Raw genomic sequence first — 17,622 nt, 5'->3', positions numbered from 1 at the left:
GTCTTGCGGACCGTTTCGACCAGCAGGACCGAACCGGCCTGGGAGACGACCTGGCGGCCGTCGTCCTGGACGCGGACACGGGGATAGGACCCGATAGAGGGCTTCACTTGGGAAGTGCCTCCGGCGGTGGCAGGAACAAGGACCTCGACAATCCTCATTCTTGCTGGTCAGAGGCACTTTCTGCTTTCCTGACCGCCTGCCGGACAGCTCGCTTGATGAAAGCGCGAGGCTAGCCCCCGCGTAATCCCCGCGCCCGGCCCCGACACCAGGGCCGGGCGCCCCGCCCTCTCCTGGGAGACCCCGTTGCGTCGCTCCACACTCACCGCTGCCGCCCTGGCCACACTGTTCCTCGCCGCAGGCTGCTCCGACGAGCCCGAGTCCGAGGCCAAGCGCCCGAGCCCCACCGCTCCGACCGCTTCCTCCACCAAGCCCACCCAGGCACCTGCCACACAGCCGCCCAGCCTGGACCTGCCCAAGAACGCGCAGACCTTGGTGCCCGAGACCACCGGCAACAAGGACCAGGAACTGCCCGAGTTCACCCCGCAGGAAGGCGCCTACACCCTCTACGCCACATGCGAGGGCAAGGGCAAGATGTTGATCGTGGACCGGGACAGCAGCAACCCCCACCCGGTCACATGCAACGGGGTTCACACCGTGGGCGTCGTCCACGAAGACAAAAAGCCCCAGCACCTCACCGTCCAGGTAACCGGCGGAACCTCCGTCTGGAGAATCGCGGTGGTCTCCGGAAACCACCAGCCCTGACACAGCCCTCGCCGGGGGCCACGCCCCGTGTCCGGCCAGATGCCAGGCCCTGGACCCCGGCCCCACGACACCACAGCTGTGACGTCCCCAGCCCAGACGCCGTAAGGCGCTCCGGCGGCCGAACAGGGCGCGTCCCGCCCAGGAGGAGTTCGGGCGGGGCGCGGATGCGGGAGGTGAGTGTGATGACCTCATATGGATCATGTCTCCGCCCCTCGATGCGGTGCGGGTGGAACGGGTATGGGTGGCGGGAGGCGTAGTCCACATCGAGGCCCGCACCCGCGAGTTGACGGTGGCGTGTCCGGACTGCGGTCGCGGGTCCGCGCGGGTGCACAGCCGCTACGGTCGTGCGCTGGCCGATGTTGCTGTGGGTGGCCGACCGATGGTGATCGAGCTGTCGGTGCGACGGTTGTTCTGTGACGGCCCGAGATGCGGTCGGCGGACGTTCGCCGAGCAGGTCGAGGGGCTGACGGCGCGCTACCAGCGGCGCAGCCCGCTGCTGCAGCACCTGGTGGAGATGGCCGGAGTGTTCCTCGCCGGCCGTGGCGGCGCCCGGCTCCTGCAGATCCTGCAGGTACCGCTGTCGCGGACCAGCGTGCTGTTCCACTTGATGCGCCTGCCCCTTCCGTCACCAGCGACCCCGCGGGTGTTGGGCGTGGACGACTTCGCGTTGTACTCGGACGTCTACGGCACCCTGCTGGTGGATGCCGACACCCGGCTGCCGATCGAGCTGTGGGCCGGCCGCGACGCCGAGCAATTGGCCACCTGGCTGCGGACGCACCCCGGTGTTGACGTGGTCTGCCGGGACGGCTCGCTGGTCTACCGCCAAGGCATCACCGACGGCGCCCCCAACGCGGTGCAGGTCAGCGACCGCTTCCACCTGTGGCAGGGCCTGTCGAAGCGGGTCAGCGATGTTGCCGCGGCCCACCGAGGATGCTTGTCCGCTGCGGTCCCGGAGCCCGAAGCTGCATCACCGCCGACGAACCCGGCGGCACCGTCCGACGAGGCCGACACCCCCGCCCGCCGCCACGCGAAGCGGCTGTTCGAGGCGGTGCACGCGGTAACCGACACTGGCCGCTCGCTCAACGCGGCAGCCCGCGAGCTGGGCCTGAACCGCCGCACCGTGGGCAAGTACGCCCGGGCAGCCACCTGACAGGAATGCGTACGCCGGATCCCGCCTCGTCGGCCTACGAGTCCTGATCCGTACCTGGACTATCTGAGGCAGCGCTGGGAGGAGGGCGAGCACACCGCGACGGTGCTGCACCAGGAGATCTCCGCCAAGGGCTACCGCGGCCACTACAACGGGTCAAGATGGCCATCGCACCATTACGCCGCGGCCTGCCGATCGACACCCCACGCGAGCGACCGCCCTCGCCCCGCCAGGTCACCCACTGGATCACCACCGCACCATCCCGACGCGACCTCCACACCACCGAAGCCCTCCGACGGCTGCTCGCCCACTGCCCGGAACTGACACGAACCCACGACCTGGTGCGTCAGTTCGCCGCCATGCTCGACACCCGCGACGCCCGCCCGCTGGCACACTGGCTCGAGCAACTGTCCAACGCCGGCCTCCCGGCCCTGGCCAGCCTGGCCAACGCCATCCGCGAGGACCAGCCCGCAGTCGAGCAGGCCGTCGCCACCCTCAAGTCCTGGCGGCTCCTCCGCAAACTGCGGTGCTCGACCACCCGGATCACCAGCCTTGTCCAGGCCGTACTCACCCTTCACCTGACCTGCTCAGGATGAAGATGGAAAAGGCCCAGTCTCATGATCCCCGCAGCGTAACCGGAGAGTCCGACAGCACGGGCGGTTACTCCCGTATCACTCCGTCATGACCCGGTCCGTGCGCGTCCGTCATCCGCCCGTGGCGGGCGTGACGGGCCGCTCACGCGTCGCCGTACGCCTCCCCGCCCGGCTCGAACCCGGCCGTCCCCGCGGTCGCGTCCGCGAGCCAGGCGCGGAAGGCGGGCACGTCGGCGTCCGGGAGGCCGATCTCGATCGCGACCTCCTCGCCGTAGCGCACGTCGCGCACCTCGCGTCCGGTGGCGCGCAGGTCGTTCTGGAGCTTGCCGGCCCGCTGGTGGCCGACGGTCACCGTGGCCAGCCGGAAACGGCGCCGGGTGAGCGTGCCGAGGGTGTCCAGCGCCTCGCCGACGGCGCCGCCGTACGCGCGGATGAGGCCGCCGGCGCCGAGCTTGACACCGCCGTAGTAGCGGGTGACGACGGCGACGACGTACCGCATGTCGCGGCGGAGCAGCATCTGGAGCATGGGGACGCCGGCGGTGCCGCCGGGTTCGCCGTCGTCGCTGGCCTTCTGGGTGGAGGCGTCGGCGCCGATGACGTACGCCCAGCAGTTGTGGGTGGCGTCGGCGTGCTCCTTGCGGACGGCGGCGACGAAGTCCTGCGCCTCCTGCTCGGTGGCCGCCGGGGCGAGGGCGCACAGGAAGCGGGAGCGGTTGATCTCGGTCTCGTGCACGCCCGCGCGGGCGACGGTGCGGTACTCGTCCTGCATCCGGCCAGCCTATGCGTCCCGCGCGGGCTGCCGGCGCCCGCCCCGGGGGACGATCAGCGACGTCAGGAGGGCGGCGCCCGGAGTGAGGTCCCGCCAGGCGGCGCCGCGCCAGGACAGTACGGCGATCGCGGAGGTGGGGAACGTGGCGCGGACCCGGTCCAGGGTGTCGTCCAGGCCGTCGCCGGCCAGGGTCAGGACGAGGTCCTCCAGTCCCGGGTTGTGTCCGACCAGCAGCAGCGTCCCGGCCTCGGCCGGCGCCCCGTGCACCACGTCCAGCAGTTCGGGGACGTCGGCGTGGTAGAGGCGGGGGTCGTGGCGGACCGGCGGGGGTGTGCCCCACTGGGCGGCGGCCAGTTCCCAGGTGCGGCGGGCCCGGACGGCGGTGGAGCACAGCGCGAGGTCCGGCAGGCGGTCGGCCTCGGCGAGCGCGCGTCCGGCGGCGGGGGCGTCCCGGCGGCCGCGCGGGGCGAGGGGACGCTCGTGGTCGGTGACGCCCTCCGGCCGGGCGGACTTGGCGTGGCGCAGGACGACCAGGCGGCGCAGCGGGCCCGGCCCGGCCCGCTCGGTCACGCCGGGGTCCCCAGGTCGCGGGTGAGGTCGAGGCCGAGCAGCCGGTCGGCGTAGGCGTACGTCTCGAAGCGCGCGCCGTCCGTCAGGCCGGGGTCCGTCTCCACCGCGCGGAGGACGTCCAGCACGCCGGCCGTGTCCAGATCGTCCTCCCACGCGGTGCGCAGCTCGGCGCGCACCGTGTCGGGGATCGGCCGCGAGGGCCGTCGCGCCCAGTCGGCGACCGCGCGGCGCCAGCGGTCCAGGGTGTCGGCGGCGGCGTCCAGGGCGGGCGGGCCGACCGTCACCGGCTCGCTCCTGGGACGGGCGAGCAGGGCCAGGCGCAGGGCGGCGGGGTCGGCGCCGTCCGTCTCCCCGTGCACGGGGGCCACGGCGACGCGCACCCCGTCGGGTGCCGTGCCGCCCTCGCTCACCACGTGCAGCACCTGGGCCTCGCCCAGGCCGGCGCCAAAGCCCCCGCCGTCCTCGAAGGGCCGGGCCCCGAGGGCCGCGCCCGCCGCGCGCAGTTCCGCCTGCCGGCGCCCGCCGGTGAGCAGCGCCCAGACCGGCGTGCCGCCGAGTTCCAGGGCCCGTACGAGCAGGTCGGCGACGAGCAGCACACGCAGGTTCGTCGGATCGGACCCCTGTGGGTGGGCCTCGACCCGGGTCAGGCCCCGCCGGGCGGGGGCGGCGTCCACGGGTTCGCCGGTTCGGGCGTCGGTGATGCGCAGCACGAGGCGAGCGTAGGCGCGTGAGCGGGCGCGCGCAGGTATTCCGGGCCGCTTTTCGGGTCGCCGTGTGCGGTTCCCGACGCCGGACGGCCCGGCCGCCGGTACGGTCCACCGCTTTCCCGGGGTGGGCGGGCCCCTGCCGGGAATCACCGCGCGTCCCGCTTCGTTGTGCGGATCGACAGCTCTTTCACGGTTCCCGGGAGGCCGACGGTGTACGGCGACGAGGCGACGGTCCGCAAGATCCTCACCGGGCTCGGTGACACCTGGGCCGTGGTGGGCCTGTCGTCGAACCGGCGGCGCGCGGCGTACGGCGTGGCCGAGGTGCTCCAGCGGTTCGGCAAGCGCGTGGTGCCGGTGCATCCGAAGGCCGAGACCGTGCACGGCGAGCAGGGCTACGCCTCCCTCGCGGACATCCCCTTCGAGGTGGACGTCGTGGACGTGTTCGTCAACAGCGAACTGGCCGGTGCCGTCGCGGACGAGGCGGTGGCCAAGGGCGCCAAGGCGGTGTGGTTCCAGCTCGGTGTCGTCGACGAGGCGGCCTGCGAGCGGACCCGCGCGGCGGGCCTGGAGATGGTGATGGACCGCTGCCCGGCGATCGAGATCCCCCGGCTCGGCTAGATGTACCGCCCTGTGAGGCGGGGGACGCGGCCGGCGGGCGGTCGGCCCCTCGGCGCGGTGTGTCCGCGGTGGGGATGGCGGGTGTGCGGCCCGCCTGGCTCGTCGTGGGCGGCATCCCGCGGGCGGCCGGTCCGGAGTGCCGGGGCCTCGTCGAACGGCGGCCGCGCCCCGGGGTGAGCGAGGAGTGCGCGGTACGGGTCCGAAGCGGCGGGGTCCCGCGCGGAACCCGCCGGAGCGGGCCGAGCCGCACGCGAGCACCGGTCCGGCGCCGCGGCGCCGGCTCGGAGCGGTGCCCCGGCGCGGCGGACCGGTAGGGGGATCGCGGCCCCGTCAGGCGTGCGGCGGCCGGCCGCCGATCCGGTGGTCGGCCACGTTCAGCGCCTCGTCCACCAGCCGCCGCAGAGGGCCGTCGCGCAGGGAGTAGATCACCCGGCGGCCCTCCTTGCGGGTGTCCACCAGCCCCGCGAGCCGCAGTCGCGCCAGGTGCTGGCTGACCGCGGGCCGTGCCGCGCCGCAGACCTCGGTGAGCGTGGTGACATCGGCCTCGCCGCCGGTCAGGGCGTGCAGCAGGGTCAGCCGGGTGCGGTCGCCGAGCAGGGCGAGCAGCTCCGCCGCGAGCGCGAAGTGTTCCTCGCCGGGTGTGCGCGGGTGCGCACCGTGCGCAGGTGACAGGTGCATGCGTGCGCTCATACGCACATAATGGCGGTGTGGGCGCCGCCGCGTCCACCTCGCGCACCGGAAGGGGACGCCCGTGAGCGACCGCCACCACGACCACGGACCCGCGCACGACCACCGGCACGAGCACCGCCGGGCCTCGCCCCCGCACCGCCTCACCCATCTGCTCGCCCCCCACTCCCACGAGACGGCCGACACGCTCGCCTCCGCGCTGGAGTCCTCGGCGAGGGGCGTGCGCGCACTGTGGGTCTCGCTGGCGGTGCTGGGCCTGACGGCCCTGGCGCAGGCGGCCGTGGTGGTCGTGTCGGGCTCGGTGGCGCTGCTCGGCGACACGGTGCACAACGCCGCGGACGCGCTGACCGCCGTACCCCTGGGCATCGCCTTCGTCCTGGGACGGCGCGCCGCCACCCGCCGCTTCACCTACGGCTACGGGCGCGCGGAGGACCTGGCGGGCATCGTGATCGTGCTGACGATCGCCGCGTCCGCGGTCTTCGCCGGCTGGACGGCCCTGGACCGGCTGCTGGACCCGCGCCCGGTCGGGCACCTCCCGGTGGTCGCCGTCGCGGCGCTGGTCGGGTTCTCCGGCAACGAGTGGGTGGCCCGGTACCGCATCCGGGTCGGCAGGGCCATCGGATCGGCCGCGCTGGTCGCCGACGGGCTGCACGCCCGTACGGACGGGTTCACGTCACTGGCGGTGCTGCTGGGCGCCGGCGGCGCGGCCCTGGGATGGCGCTACGCGGACCCGGTGGTGGGGCTGGTGATCACGGCGGCGATCCTCCTGGTGCTGCGGGACGTCGCGCGGGAGGTGTTCCGGCGGGTGATGGACGCCGTCGACCCGGCCCTGGTGGACCGGGCCGAGCAGGCGCTGACCCGCGTACCGGGTGTGCGCGGGGTGGGTGAGCTGCGGCTGCGCTGGATCGGCCATCGGCTGCGCGCCGAGGTGGCGGTCGTGGTGGACGGCGAGGCGACGGTGCGCGAGGCCCACCGCGTCGCCGTCGAGGCCGAGCACGCGCTGCTGCACGCCGTCCCCCGGCTGACCGCGGCCCTGGTCCACGCCGACCCGGAGCCGGCGCCCGGCGCGGCGGACCCGCACCTGCCGCTCGCCCACCACGCGGTGGGGTGAGGTCAGGCCGCGCCCAGCCCCTCCAGTACGACCGCTCCGGGCAGCTCCGCGAACACCTTGCCCGGGACCAGCAGCTTGCCGCGCCGCCGGCCGCTGCCGACGAGCACGTACGGCAGGTCCACGACGGCCGCGTCCACCAGCACCGGCCAGTCACCGGGCAGCCCGACCGGCGTGATGCCCCCGTACTCCATGCCGGTCTCCCCCGTGGCCGTGTCCATCGGGGCGAAGGACGCCTTGCGGGCGCCGAGGTGGCGCCGTACGAGCCCGTTGACGTCGAGCCGGGTGGTGGACAGGACGACGCACGCGGCCAGTGTGGTCCCGCCGCCCCGCTTGCCCGCCACCACCACGCAGTTCGCCGACCGCTCCAGCAGGTCCCGGCCGTAGTGCTCGACGAAGACGGCGGTGTCCGCCCAGCGCGGATCGGTGTCGACGTAGAGCAGCTGGTCGGCGGGGACGCTGCCGCTCCAGGCGCGGACGGCGGCGGCGACCGGGGCGATCAGCTCGTCGAGGCGGTCGGGGGCGGGGGTGGCGTGGTCGAAGTCTCCGATGGGTGCGCGCATGGCCGCACCGTAACAGGGGCGCCTCAGCGCACGGGCGGCACCGAGACGGTCATGATCATCTCCATCGGGGCGCCGCCCTGATTTCCGTACGTGTGCGGCGCGTCGGCCTCGAAGGAGGCGCTGGCGCCGGCCGGCACCCGGTGCTCCGCCCCGTCGACGGTGAGGGTCAGTTCCCCGGACGTGACGTGGACGAGTTCGACCGTGCCGGCGGGGTGCGGGTCGGAGTCGCTGCTCTCGCCCGGCATGAGCCGCCAGTCCCACATCTCCAGCGGACCGGGCGCCTCGGTGCCGGCGAGCAGCCGGTTGTAGCTGCCGCCCTCGGTGTGCCAGAGCCGCACGGCCCGGTCGGCGGGGACGATCCGGACCTTCGGGCCCCGCTCGTAGTCGAGCAGGGTGGGGACGCTGACGCCGAGCGCGTCGCCGATCTTGACGACCGTGCCGATGCTCGGGTTGGTGCGGGCCTGTTCGATCTGGATGAGCATGCCGCGGCTGACGCCCGCCCGCGCCGCGAGCGTGTCCAGGGTGAAGCCGCGCTCGGTGCGCCAGCGTCTGACGTTGCGCGCCAGGGACTGGGTCAGCAGGTCGAGGTCCGACACGTTCCGTCCAATCCGTCCGGCGTCATGGGCGACGGGGTTCCACGTCCGGCTCCCGTGGGGTGAACCCGGTCGTCCACCGCACTGTACTGCGACCGGAATCGGCCGCTCAGCCCTCGGGTTCCAGCTCGGCGATCCGGGCCCCGCCCGCCTCGTCCAGTTCCGCGAGCCGCGCGACGCTCTCCTCGTCCAGCTCCGACAACGCCCGCAGCTGCTCCGGGGTGACGCCCTCCGGGATCGGCACGGGAGCCGGGGTGCGCAGCGGCGGCTGCCAGCCGTCGGCGGGGGTCCAGCGGCGTACGACACGGGCCGGGGCGCCCGCGACCACGGCGTGGTCGGGCACCGTGCCCCGGACCACCGCGCCCGCGGCCACCACCACGTTCCGTCCGACGCGCGCCCCCGGCAGGATCACCGCGCCGGTGCCGATCCAGCAGCCGGGGCCGATCTCCACCGGCTCCATCCGCGGCCACTGCTTGCCGATGGGCTCGTGCGGGTCGTCGTAGGAGTGATTGGTGGAGGTGACGTAGACGTACGGCCCGAAGTAGCAGTCGCTGCCGATGGTGACCGTCGTGTCGGCGATGACATGGCTGCCGCGGCCCAGCACGACCCCGTCGCCGATGCGCAGGATCGCCTCGGGGCCGAGGTCGAGGCCGGGCATCAGGCCGGCGGTGAGGGTGACCTGCTCGCCGACGATGCAGTGCGCGCCGATCCGGATCCAGGGCTCGCCGAAGACCGTGCCGAGCGGGAAGGCGAGCCTGGTACCCGTTCCCATCGCCCCGAAGCGGAAGCGGCCGGGGTGCTCGGCGGTCACCGAACCCGTGCGCTGGGCCCAGGACCAGCCCGCGTGGACCGCGCGCTGCGCGAGGCGGCGCGGCCAGGACGAGAACGTGTTCTTGCGCTTCGGCACCCGCTCACCGTAGTCGGCGGGCGGTGCGCCGTCCGGCCGTCGCCCCTGTGATCTTCGCCCCACCGGGTTGGCGTACGGTGCGTGGTGTCCACGACGCCGGCGGAGGAGAGGGCGATGACGCACCGCGCGCTGATCACGGGTATCGGAGGCAGGGAGCCGAAGGTCGACGGGGGCGCCTTCGTGGCGCCCACGGCCTCGGTGATCGGGGACGTGACGCTGCACGCGGGCGCGAGCGTCTGGTACGGGGCGGTGCTGCGCGGTGACGTGGAGAGGATCTCCGTCGGGGCGAGCAGCAACGTGCAGGACAACTGCACGCTGCACGCCGATCCGGGGTTTCCGGTCAGCGTGGGCGAGCGGGTGTCGATCGGGCACAACGCCGTGGTGCACGGGGCGACCGTCGAGGACGACTGTCTGATCGGTATGGGGGCGACGGTGCTGAACGGCGCCGTGATCGGCGCGGGGTCGCTGGTCGCCGCCCAGGCGCTGGTGCCGCAGGGGATGGAGGTGCCCCCGGGCTCGCTCGTCGCGGGGGTCCCCGCGAAGGTGCGGCGGGAGCTGACCTCCGAGGAGCGTGAGGGGCTCACTCTCAACGGCACGATGTACGCGGAGCTGGCGAAGGCCCACCGGGAGGAGCACGGGGCATGACGGTCGCGGCGGAGCCGCGTGCCGCTCCGGCCCCGTGCCCCTTCGGGGTGCTTCAGTCGCCGGCGACGGCCGGCTCGGGCACCGCCTTCTTCGCCTTGCGCTTCAGCACCAGCATCGATGTGACGCCGATCACGACCGCCAGCACCAGGCCCAGCCACGAGAAGCGCTTCAGCCAGGACTCCGCGACGATGCCGACGTAGTAGATGACGGCGGTGGTGCCGCCCGCCCAGACGATGCCGCCGAGGACGTTGGCGATCAGGAACTTCCAGTACGGCATCCGCAGCACACCCGCGAGCGGGCCGGCGAAGATGCGCAGCAGGGCCACGAAGCGTCCGAAGAAGACGGCCCACATGCCCCACTTCGTGAAGGACCGCTCGGCGGCCGCGATGTGCCCCTCGCCGAAGTGGCGGGGGAACTTGGCGCCCAGCCAGGCCAGCAGCGGCCGTCCGCCCTTGCGGCCGATGGCGTAGCCGATCGAGTCGCCGATGATCGCGCCGGCGGTGGCGCAGGCGCCGAGGACCACCGGATCGATGTCGCCGTGCTGGGAGGCGAGCAGCGCGGAGGAGACCAGGATGATCTCGCCCGGCAGCGGGATGCCCAGGCTCTCCAGCCCGATGACCAGCCCCACCAGGGCGTACACGGCGACCGCGGGTACGGTCTCGAGCCACTCCTGTACGTGCAACGCCCCGTCCTCCCGGTCCGCCGTTCGTGCGCCGGGTCCCGGCGCACGAACGGGAAGCCTACCGGGTCGTGCCGTGCGTACGGTCCGGCCGCGGAGCCGGTGGCCGGCCGTGGGGACGCGGGGACGCGAGGGCCGGGCGACGGTCGTCTCCGCGGTGACGGCGCCGTCCTCGCGGCGGACGGCGGTCGGGACCGGGAACGCGGGGCGCGCCCCCGTCGAGTTCGGCGACGACCTCGGCCGGGCCACCGAGGATCGCGGTGGCGGTGACCGGGCCTCTCGTCGGCTTCCCGCAGGCGTTCTCCGCGCGGACGGCCGGCGGCACGGCCCGCGCGAGCCGTTTCCCGAACGCGGCGAGCACGAGCGCGCCGTTCGCCGGCTCACCGGGGGTGGACACCGCGCCGGCGTACGGCCCGCTCGGGTGTGGTCCCCAGGAACCGGAGGTCGAGGGTCCGGGCCAGGGGCGCCGTGGCGGCGAGCAGCTCGCCGACGACCGTCCGGTCCGCGCCCACGAGCGGTGTCTCGCTCGTCAGCGGCTTCACGTCGCCGTGCCGCGCGGCATCCGGTTCGCTACGCCACCGTCGAAGGACGGTGACCCCATCGTGTCCCTGGCGCGGCTAGGGTTGCTGCCCATGTGGCCAGGACAGCAGCCGCCCGGGGGCGAGCAGAACCCGCAGTCGGACAACCCGTACCAGCAGCCGGGATACCAACAGCCGAATCCTTACCAGCAGCCCGGCTATCAGCAGCCGAACCCGTACCAGCAGCAGCCGGGATGGGGGGCGCCGACCGTGGCGGGCGGGCTTCAGCCGCCGCAGGGCGGGGGCGGCGGGAACAGGACGAAGCTGGTGGCGATCGTGGCGGCGACGGCCGTCGTCGTGGCCGCCGGTGTCACCGGGTTCCTGGTGCTCGGCGGCGACAAGGACGACGAGGCCGGCGGCGGGAAGGACGCCAAGCCGACCGCGACCGCGTCCGAGGACGCCTCCGCGGAACCGAGCGTCTCCGCCTCGGACGACAACCCGCGCGGCGGCGAGGGGGAGAAGGCGACCGTCCCGGGCTGGCAGGTCGTCGTCAACACCCGTTTCGGCACCAAGTTCGACGTCCCGGCCGACTGGGAGATCGAGACGCCCGACACCAGCGTGGGCTTCGAGTGGGAGGAGGAGGACGGTGAACTGGGCCGCACCAGCGTCACCGCCCCCGCGTACCTGAAGTCCAAGTGGTGCACGAGCGACGAGAACAAGGACGGCCGCGAGGAGGACACCGCCCTCGCCACCGCCGGCACCCGCGGTGAGAACGGCGCCAAGGACACGGACATGGCGGCCGAGACCCGGGTGCCGTGGTGGATCTACGGCGGATACACGCAGCCCGACAAGAAGAGCCTCAAGTACGAGAAGCCGCAGGCGTACACCACCGCGTCCGGCCTCAAGGGCAGCGTGGCCACGGCGCGCTCGGAGAACACGCCGCAGAACGGCAAGTGCGACAGCGACGGCAAGGCGATCACGTTCGCCTTCAAGAACGGCGCCGGCGACTTCGTCACCTGGAACCTGTACGGCGCCAGGGGCGTCAAGGACGAGATCCCGGAGGCGACCGTGCAGAAGATCCTCAGCACGGTGCGCCTGACGGAGGACCCGCCGACGGGGTCGTAGCAGGTCGGGAGGGAGACGGCCCATTTGGCAAGTCGGCCCCGGCCCGGCGATAGTCACGGGGTGCCGACCACCGTCTCCCGCCGCCGCCCCGCCTGGGCAGGCCGCAACTACTCCCTGCTGACCGCCGCCGCCGTGGTGACCAACCTGGGCAGTCACGGCGCGCTGATCGCCGCCGCGTTCGCCGTGCTGGGCACGGGCGGCGACGGCGGCGACGTGGGTCTGGTGGCCGCCGCCCGCACCCTGCCGCTGGTGCTGTTCCTGCTGATCGGCGGCGCCGTCGCGGACCGGCTGCCGCGGCACCGGGTGATGGTCGCGGCCAACGCCCTGAACTGTGTCTCGCAGGCCGCGTTCGCGGCGCTGGTCCTGGCGGGCGAGGCGCAGCTGTGGCAGATGATGCTGCTCAGCGCGCTCGGCGGCACCGGTCAGGCGTTCTTCAACCCGGCCGCCGAGGGCATGCTGCTGTCCTCGGTCGAGGGCGAGCAGGCCGGCCGGGCGTTCGCGGTGTTCCGGATGGCGATGCACGGAGCGACGCTCGGCGGGGCCGCACTGGGCGGGGCCATGGTCGCCGCGATCGGGCCCGGCTGGGTGCTGGCGGCGGACGCGGCGGCCTTCGCGGTCGCGGCGGCGCTGCGGGCGTTCCTCGATGTGAAGCACATACCGCCGCGCGTCCCCGGCGGCGGCATGCTCGCCGATCTGAAGGAGGGCTGGCGGGAGTTCATCGGCCGGCCCTGGCTGTGGGGCGTCGTCGTCCAGTTCTCCGTCGCCAACGCGGTCGTCGGCGCGGCCGACGCGGTCTACGGGCCGCTGGTCGCCCGGGACCATCTGGGCGGCGCCGGTCCGTGGGGCGTGGCGCTGGCGTTCTTCGGCGGGGGCACGGTGGTGGGCGCGCTGCTGATGACCCGCTGGCAGCCGCGCCGGCTGCTGTTCGTCGGCACCCTGTGCGTGTTCCCGCTGGCCCTGCCGTCCGCCGCGCTCGCCGTGCCGGCGCCGGTCGCCGTGCTGTGCGCGGTGATGTTCGTGACCGGAGTGTCGCTGGAGGTGTTCGGCGTCTCCTGGATGACCGCGCTGCACCAGGAGATACCGGAGGAGAAGCTGTCCCGGGTCTCGGCGTACGACTGGTTCGGCTCGGTCGCGCTGGTGCCCGCGGCGATGGCCCTGGCGGGCCCGGCGGAGACGGCGTTCGGCCGTCCGCAGGCGCTGTGGGGGTGCGCGGCGATGGTCGTGGTCGTCACGGCGGCGGTGCTGTGCGTCCCGGACGTACGGAACCTGCGCCGGCGGACCCGCCGGGTCACCGGCGCGTCCGCCGCACCGGCCGGTGCCGGGAGCCCCGCCGGGGAACCCGGGACATCGCCGCGGGACTGAATCGCGGTCCGCGTCGGCGGACCGCCGCGTCCGCGGCGCCGGTCCGGACGGCGCGTCAGCCGATGCCGAACGCCCCCGCGGGGGGCTCGGGCGACGGCACGGCGTCCTCGTCGCGCACCGGGCGCGCACCGCGCGCGAAGTCCCGCAGGGCCGCGCCGTGCTCGACCCTCGCGGGGAATGCGTCGGCGGCGGTGGCCCGGGACAGGGCGGCGACGTCCAGGGGCTGCCGGGCGGCGGCCACGACCGCGTTGCCGAAGCGGCGGCCGCGCAGCACTCCCGGCTCGGCGATGAGCGCCAGCTCCTCGAACCGCGTCCCCAGGGTGGCGATCTGGGAGCGGAGGAAGGCGAACGGGGCCGCGTCCGCGAGGTTGGCGAGGTAGACCCCGCCGGGCCGCAGGACGCGTGCGGCCTCCTGCGCGTAGGCGACGGAGGTCAGGTGCGCCGGGACCCGCGAACCGCCGAAGACGTCGGCGACCAGGACGTCCGCGCTGTCGTCGGGAGCCGCCTCCAGCCAGGCGCGGGCGTCCGCCGCGTGCAGGCTGACATCGGCGTCGGCGGGGAGGGGCAGGTGCTCGGCGACCAGCTCCAGCAGCCCCCGGTCGAACTCCACGACGTGCTGCCGGGAGCCGGGGCGGGTGGCGGCCAGGTAGCGGGGCAGGGTGAGCGCCCCGCCGCCGAGGTGCAGGACGTCCAGGGGACGCCCCGGCTCCGCCACCGTGTCGAGGACGTGCCCGAGCCGCCGCACGTACTCGAACTCCAGGTGCGCCGGCTCGTCCAGGTCGACGTACGACTGCGGCGCCCCGTCGACGGTCAGCAGCCAGGCCCGCTCCCGGTCCACGTCGGGCATCAGCTTGGCGGTGCCGTGATCGACGACGCGGGTCACGGGGATGGGCTCGCTCACCGTCCCATTGTGTGCCCTCGCCCCTGCGGCCGGCCGCCCGCCCCCGTGCGGGAACGGGCGGCCGGCCGCCGCTCAGCCGACCTCCGTCACCGTGCCGGCGCCGACCGTGCGTCCGCCCTCGCGGACGGCGAACCCGAGCCCGGCCTCCAGCGGCACCTCGCGCCCCAGTTCCACGATCATGGTGACCGTGTCCCCGGGCCGCGCCACCGCCGCCTCACCGAGGTCGACGTCGCCCACGACGTCCGCCGTGCGGATGTAGAACTGCGGCCGGTACCCGGTCGACACCGGTGTCGTACGGCCGCCCTCGCGGGCCGACAGCACGTACACCCGCGCGGTGAAGCGCCGGCTCGGCGCCACGCTGCCCGGCGCGGCCACCACGTGCCCGCGTCGCACCGCGTCGCGCGGCACCCCGCGCAGCAGCAGCGCCACGTTGTCGCCGGCCTGCGCCTCCTCCATCGGCTTGCCGAAGGTCTCCAGGCCGGTCACCACGGTCTGCGCCTCCGCGCCGAGCACCTCGACCCGGTCGCCGACGCGGACCGTGCCCCGCTCCACCGCGCCGGTCACGACGGTGCCCCGGCCGGTGATGGTGAGCACGTTCTCCACCGGCAGCAGGAACGGCGCGTCCAGGTACCGCTCGGGCATGGGCACATAGGTGTCCACCGCGTCGAGCAGCGCGTCGATCGACGCCGTCCAGCGCGGGTCGCCCTCCAGCGCCCTCAGGCCGGAGACCCGTACGACGGGCGCGGACTCGCCGCCGTAGCCGTGCGCGGAGAGCAGGTCGCGGACCTCCAGCTCGACGAGGTCGGTCAGCTCCCGGTCCCCCGCGTCCGCCTTGTTGAGCGCGACCACGATGTGGTCGACCCCCACCTGGCGGGCGAGCAGCACGTGCTCGGCGGTCTGCGGCATGATCCCGTCGAGCGCGGAGACGACGAGGATCGCCCCGTCGAGCTGCGCGGCACCGGTGATCATGTTCTTGACGTAGTCGGCGTGGCCGGGCATGTCGACGTGCGCGTAGTGCCGGGTGTCGGTCTCGTACTCGACGTGCGCGATGTTGATCGTGATGCCGCGGGCGGCCTCCTCCGGGGCCCGGTCGATGCGGTCGAACGGGACGAAACCGCCGGAGCCGCGCTCGGCCAGGACCTTGGTGATGGCGGCGGTCAGGGTGGTCTTGCCGTGGTCGACATGGCCCATCGTGCCGATGTTCAGATGCGGTTTGGTGCGGACGTACGCCGTCTTGGACATGGCGGTACCTCGAAGCCTCTCGATGGTGACGCGTGATGGCCCCGGGCGCGGCGGATCGGCACGCGGCCGGGACGGGGACCCCGGGAACCCGGCCGACCCTCCCCCTGGGGGGTCCGCCGGTCGATCCGGGGAGGGTCAGCTTCGGGCGCCGTCGACTGCGGCGAGGAAAACGGGAACGGCAGCCTTCGGGGCATCCGCGACCGCGGATGCTGCGAGGGGGAAGGCGTACCGGAACATGGGGTCGATCATCGCCGACGGTCCGCCCCGCGTCGAATGGTTTTCCGCGCCGGGCCGGGCCGTCAGGCGCCGATGTTCCTCAGCGCCTCCCGCACCGACAACGGCGCGAACCGTCCCTGTTCGCGGGACAGGAGATCCCGTACGGCGCCGGGGTCGGTCCTGGCGTACTCGCGCAGGCACCAGCCGATGGCCTTGCGGACGAAGAAGTCCGGGTGGCCGGACAGGCGCAGGCAGTGGTCGAAGAGGCGCGCGGCGTCGGTGCGTTCCTTGAAGCGCAGCTGGTGGAGCAGGGCGGTGCGGGCGAGCCACAGGTCGCCGTCGCCGATCCACTCGTCCATCTCGGCGGTGAGGCTCCGGTCGGCCGCGACCAGCGCCCCGACGACGTGGGCGGCGAGGAGGTCGACGGTGTCCCACCAGGGGACCGTGGTGACGAGGCGCCGGGTCACGGGCAGGAAGCCGGAGGAGCAGTGGCGCACGTGGCGGCGCAGGTAGTCCACGGCGAAGTAGTGGTACTCGCGCTCGGGCAGCTCCCAGCAGCGCAGGGCGACGGCCGCGCAGTCGGCCTCGTCGGGACGGGGCAGGCCCGCCAGGACGGGGCGCGACAGGGCGCGGCGGACCGGGGTGGCCAGGCCGAGGAAGGGGGCGACGTCCTTCATGTACGCCCGCATGGCCGCGGCCCGCTCCGGATCGGCCGCGGGCGCGTAGGCGGCGGTGAGCCGCTCCAGCACCGTGTCGGCGAGCGGACTGACCGGCACACGCGGTGTCGCCGTGCCGTCCTCTGTGACGCGCATGAGACGAACACTACGGCGATCACACGCATATGTCGGTTAGTGTCACCGGATGCTCGATGCCACCACCCGCTCTGGGGGCACCGCCGCGGCCTCTCCCCGGGCCACCGCCACGGACCTCTCGGTGCCGCTCCCGCCGGCCACCGCCACGGGATTCGCCGCCCGCTGCGGCAGATTCCTGCTGTCGCCGTGGTCACGGCTGTCCCTGCTGGTCGCCCTGCTCCTCACCGCCGTGTCGCTGATGCTGGCCTTCGAGCCGCAGCGGCTGCTGACCGACGGCTGGCCGGACCGGCTCGGCGGGGCCGCGGCGGTCGTGGCGTACGCGGTGGCCTACGGGGTGTGCACGGTGGCGTTCGTGCCGCGTCCGCTGCTGAACCTCGCCGCGGGCGCGCTGTTCGGCTCCCAGTTGGGCCTGGTCGGCGCGCTGGGCGGCACGGTGCTGGGCGCCGGACTGGCCTTCTGCCTGGGGCGGGCGCTCGGCCAGGAGGCGCTCCGTCCGCTGCTGCGCGGACGCTGGCTGAAGGCCGCGGACGACCAGCTGAGCCGGCACGGCTTCCGCTCGATGCTGGCGGCCCGGCTGTTCCCGGGCATTCCGTTCGCCGCGTCGAACTACTGCGCCGCCGTCTCCCGTATGGGCCTGCCGCCCTTCCTGCTGGCGACGGCGCTCGGGTCGCTCCCGAACACCGCCGCCTACGTGGTGGCCGGCGCCCGCGCGTCGGCACCGACGTCCCCGGCCTTCCTGATCGCGCTGGCCTGCATCGCCGTACCGGGTCTGGCGGGTGCGGCGGTGGCGTGGCGCAAGCGGCACCGGTTGCGCGGGCGGTGAGCCGGGCGACGGCGCGTCGGACGCGTTCGAGCACCATCGCGTCGGCGGACCCGCCGGCCTCGCACATGGTCTGCAGGGCGTAGCGGGCGCCGCGTCCGCGCATCGCGTGGACCAGGGTCGTCGCCGGCCGGGTGCCGTCGGCGCCGAGCGGGTGGCCGAGGGCTGCGGCGCCGCCGTGCACGTTGTCCCCGGCCGGGTCGGCGCCCCCCCCTCCGCCGGTGGCGGCGGCCGTGAAGCCCCTGTGTCGGGGCTGTCATCTTGGGGCGCTACGCTTC

Annotated in this window: 19 protein-coding genes and 3 pseudogenes; 9 read left to right on the top strand and 13 right to left on the bottom strand. The window is 74.2% G+C overall.

Features of this window, described 5'->3' with window-relative positions; translation table 11 throughout:
- Nucleotides 1–303: 303 nt before the first annotated feature.
- The 3 genes and pseudogenes from ADK41_RS21130 to ADK41_RS40975 form a co-directional block, all read left to right on the top strand.
- The gene (locus tag ADK41_RS21130) at nucleotides 304–762 is read left to right on the top strand and encodes a hypothetical protein (RefSeq protein WP_030833597.1); all 459 of its coding nucleotides are present in this window, start codon (nucleotides 304–306) and stop codon (nucleotides 760–762) included.
- A gap of 199 nt (nucleotides 763–961) precedes the next feature.
- Entirely contained in the window at nucleotides 962–1,912 is a 951-nt protein-coding gene (locus ADK41_RS42530) for an ISL3 family transposase (protein ID WP_234319020.1), read from the top strand.
- Nucleotides 1,913–2,382: 470 nt separating this feature from the next.
- Nucleotides 2,383–2,505: pseudogene (locus ADK41_RS40975) on the top strand (IS5/IS1182 family transposase); the annotation flags it as partial.
- A 139-nt stretch (nucleotides 2,506–2,644) separates the two neighbouring features.
- Here the strand turns inward: ADK41_RS40975 and ADK41_RS21120 are convergent.
- Genes ADK41_RS21120 through ADK41_RS21110 form a run of 3 tightly spaced genes read right to left on the bottom strand, consistent with a single transcriptional unit; the run spans nucleotide 2,645 to nucleotide 4,551 of the window.
- The gene (locus ADK41_RS21120; protein ID WP_030833599.1) at nucleotides 2,645–3,271 is read right to left on the bottom strand and encodes a YigZ family protein; all 627 of its coding nucleotides are present in this window, start codon (nucleotides 3,269–3,271) and stop codon (nucleotides 2,645–2,647) included.
- Nucleotides 3,272–3,280: 9 nt separating this feature from the next.
- Entirely contained in the window at nucleotides 3,281–3,841 is a 561-nt protein-coding gene (locus ADK41_RS21115; RefSeq protein ID WP_030833601.1) for a SixA phosphatase family protein, read from the bottom strand.
- Entirely contained in the window at nucleotides 3,838–4,551 is a 714-nt protein-coding gene (locus ADK41_RS21110; RefSeq protein ID WP_030833603.1) for a hypothetical protein, read from the bottom strand. The genes ADK41_RS21115 and ADK41_RS21110 overlap by 4 nt, the downstream gene beginning before the upstream one ends.
- Nucleotides 4,552–4,758: 207 nt before the next feature.
- Here ADK41_RS21110 and ADK41_RS21105 point away from each other — a divergent pair, with 207 nt between their 5' ends.
- Nucleotides 4,759–5,166: a CoA-binding protein gene (locus ADK41_RS21105; RefSeq protein ID WP_030833605.1), complete on the top strand. Its 408-nt coding sequence runs from the start codon at nucleotides 4,759–4,761 to the stop codon at nucleotides 5,164–5,166.
- A 330-nt stretch (nucleotides 5,167–5,496) separates the two neighbouring features.
- Here ADK41_RS21105 and ADK41_RS21100 read toward each other — a convergent pair whose 3' ends face one another.
- Nucleotides 5,497–5,856 (bottom strand): ArsR/SmtB family transcription factor, encoded by a 360-nt coding sequence (locus ADK41_RS21100; RefSeq protein WP_030833607.1) that lies wholly within the window; start codon nucleotides 5,854–5,856, stop codon nucleotides 5,497–5,499.
- A 61-nt stretch (nucleotides 5,857–5,917) separates the two neighbouring features.
- Here ADK41_RS21100 and ADK41_RS21095 point away from each other — a divergent pair, with 61 nt between their 5' ends.
- Nucleotides 5,918–6,964, top strand: a complete 1,047-nt coding sequence (locus ADK41_RS21095) for a cation diffusion facilitator family transporter (protein ID WP_030833609.1) — start codon at nucleotides 5,918–5,920, stop codon at nucleotides 6,962–6,964.
- 2 nt (nucleotides 6,965–6,966) lie between these two features.
- On the opposite strand, the gene ADK41_RS21090 is transcribed toward ADK41_RS21095, so the two are convergent.
- From ADK41_RS21090 to ADK41_RS21080, 3 genes are all read right to left on the bottom strand, one after another.
- Nucleotides 6,967–7,524 (bottom strand): YbaK/EbsC family protein, encoded by a 558-nt coding sequence (locus ADK41_RS21090; protein ID WP_030833612.1) that lies wholly within the window; start codon nucleotides 7,522–7,524, stop codon nucleotides 6,967–6,969.
- A 23-nt stretch (nucleotides 7,525–7,547) separates the two neighbouring features.
- Nucleotides 7,548–8,120 (bottom strand): helix-turn-helix domain-containing protein, encoded by a 573-nt coding sequence (locus ADK41_RS21085; RefSeq protein WP_030833614.1) that lies wholly within the window; start codon nucleotides 8,118–8,120, stop codon nucleotides 7,548–7,550.
- Between the two features lie 106 nt (nucleotides 8,121–8,226).
- A complete protein-coding gene (locus ADK41_RS21080; protein WP_030833616.1) occupies nucleotides 8,227–9,024 on the bottom strand; it encodes an acyltransferase in 798 nt (265 codons plus the stop codon).
- 114 nt (nucleotides 9,025–9,138) lie between these two features.
- Between ADK41_RS21080 and ADK41_RS43955 the strand changes: the two genes are divergently transcribed.
- Nucleotides 9,139–9,669: a gamma carbonic anhydrase family protein gene (locus ADK41_RS43955; RefSeq protein ID WP_030833618.1), complete on the top strand. Its 531-nt coding sequence runs from the start codon at nucleotides 9,139–9,141 to the stop codon at nucleotides 9,667–9,669.
- Nucleotides 9,670–9,721: 52 nt separating this feature from the next.
- On the opposite strand, the gene ADK41_RS21070 is transcribed toward ADK41_RS43955, so the two are convergent.
- Complete coding sequence (locus tag ADK41_RS21070; protein WP_030833767.1) at nucleotides 9,722–10,351, bottom strand: DedA family protein; 630 nt, start codon at nucleotides 10,349–10,351, stop codon at nucleotides 9,722–9,724.
- A gap of 120 nt (nucleotides 10,352–10,471) precedes the next feature.
- Nucleotides 10,472–10,860: pseudogene (locus tag ADK41_RS43335) on the bottom strand (DUF4442 domain-containing protein); the annotation flags it as partial.
- A gap of 120 nt (nucleotides 10,861–10,980) precedes the next feature.
- Between ADK41_RS43335 and ADK41_RS21060 the strand changes: the two are divergent.
- Complete coding sequence (locus tag ADK41_RS21060; RefSeq protein WP_030833619.1) at nucleotides 10,981–11,991, top strand: hypothetical protein; 1,011 nt, start codon at nucleotides 10,981–10,983, stop codon at nucleotides 11,989–11,991.
- Nucleotides 11,992–12,051: 60 nt separating this feature from the next.
- Nucleotides 12,052–13,353 carry an MFS transporter gene (locus ADK41_RS21055; RefSeq protein ID WP_037805060.1) on the top strand — a complete coding sequence of 434 codons (1,302 nt, stop codon included), beginning with the start codon at nucleotides 12,052–12,054 and terminating at the stop codon, nucleotides 13,351–13,353.
- A gap of 55 nt (nucleotides 13,354–13,408) precedes the next feature.
- Here the strand turns inward: ADK41_RS21055 and ADK41_RS21050 are convergent, their stop codons facing one another.
- The 3 genes from ADK41_RS21050 to ADK41_RS21040 form a co-directional block, all read right to left on the bottom strand.
- A complete protein-coding gene (locus ADK41_RS21050) occupies nucleotides 13,409–14,254 on the bottom strand; it encodes a spermidine synthase (protein WP_030833624.1) in 846 nt (281 codons plus the stop codon).
- A gap of 72 nt (nucleotides 14,255–14,326) precedes the next feature.
- Nucleotides 14,327–15,496, bottom strand: coding sequence for an elongation factor Tu (gene tuf, locus ADK41_RS21045; RefSeq protein ID WP_030833627.1), 1,170 nt, complete (start codon nucleotides 15,494–15,496; stop codon nucleotides 14,327–14,329).
- Nucleotides 15,497–15,795: 299 nt separating this feature from the next.
- Nucleotides 15,796–16,524 carry a DNA alkylation repair protein gene (locus ADK41_RS21040; protein WP_030833629.1) on the bottom strand — a complete coding sequence of 243 codons (729 nt, stop codon included), beginning with the start codon at nucleotides 16,522–16,524 and terminating at the stop codon, nucleotides 15,796–15,798.
- Nucleotides 16,525–16,573: 49 nt separating this feature from the next.
- On the opposite strand from ADK41_RS21040, the gene ADK41_RS21035 reads away from it, so the two are divergent.
- Nucleotides 16,574–17,347 carry a TVP38/TMEM64 family protein gene (locus ADK41_RS21035; protein ID WP_030833631.1) on the top strand — a complete coding sequence of 258 codons (774 nt, stop codon included), beginning with the start codon at nucleotides 16,574–16,576 and terminating at the stop codon, nucleotides 17,345–17,347.
- 19 nt (nucleotides 17,348–17,366) lie between these two features.
- On the opposite strand, the pseudogene ADK41_RS39610 reads toward ADK41_RS21035, so the two are convergent.
- Nucleotides 17,367–17,552: pseudogene (locus ADK41_RS39610) on the bottom strand (steroid 3-ketoacyl-CoA thiolase); the annotation flags it as partial.
- Nucleotides 17,553–17,622: the final 70 nt, after the last annotated feature.

Source organism: Streptomyces caelestis (genome assembly GCF_001279005.1).
In the GTDB taxonomy this organism is placed as follows: Bacteria; Actinomycetota; Actinomycetes; order Streptomycetales; family Streptomycetaceae; genus Streptomyces; species Streptomyces heliomycini.
Note: the sequence above shows the minus strand (reverse complement) of the source record. Positions and strands in the feature narration are given on the sequence as shown.

Coding starts and splice junctions, on each gene's coding strand:
- tuf (WP_030833627.1), bottom strand. CDS start 15,496: ATGTCCAAGACGGCGTACGTCCGCACCAAACCGCATCTGAACATCGGC.
- ADK41_RS21040 (WP_030833629.1), bottom strand. CDS start 16,524: ATGCGCGTCACAGAGGACGGCACGGCGACACCGCGTGTGCCGGTCAGT.
- ADK41_RS21060 (WP_030833619.1), top strand. CDS start 10,981: ATGTGGCCAGGACAGCAGCCGCCCGGGGGCGAGCAGAACCCGCAGTCG.
- ADK41_RS43955 (WP_030833618.1), top strand. CDS start 9,139: ATGACGCACCGCGCGCTGATCACGGGTATCGGAGGCAGGGAGCCGAAG.
- ADK41_RS21090 (WP_030833612.1), bottom strand. CDS start 7,524: ATGCGCGCACCCATCGGAGACTTCGACCACGCCACCCCCGCCCCCGAC.
- ADK41_RS42530 (WP_234319020.1), top strand. CDS start 962: ATGTCTCCGCCCCTCGATGCGGTGCGGGTGGAACGGGTATGGGTGGCG.
- ADK41_RS21120 (WP_030833599.1), bottom strand. CDS start 3,271: ATGCAGGACGAGTACCGCACCGTCGCCCGCGCGGGCGTGCACGAGACC.
- ADK41_RS21100 (WP_030833607.1), bottom strand. CDS start 5,856: ATGAGCGCACGCATGCACCTGTCACCTGCGCACGGTGCGCACCCGCGC.
- ADK41_RS21035 (WP_030833631.1), top strand. CDS start 16,574: ATGCTCGATGCCACCACCCGCTCTGGGGGCACCGCCGCGGCCTCTCCC.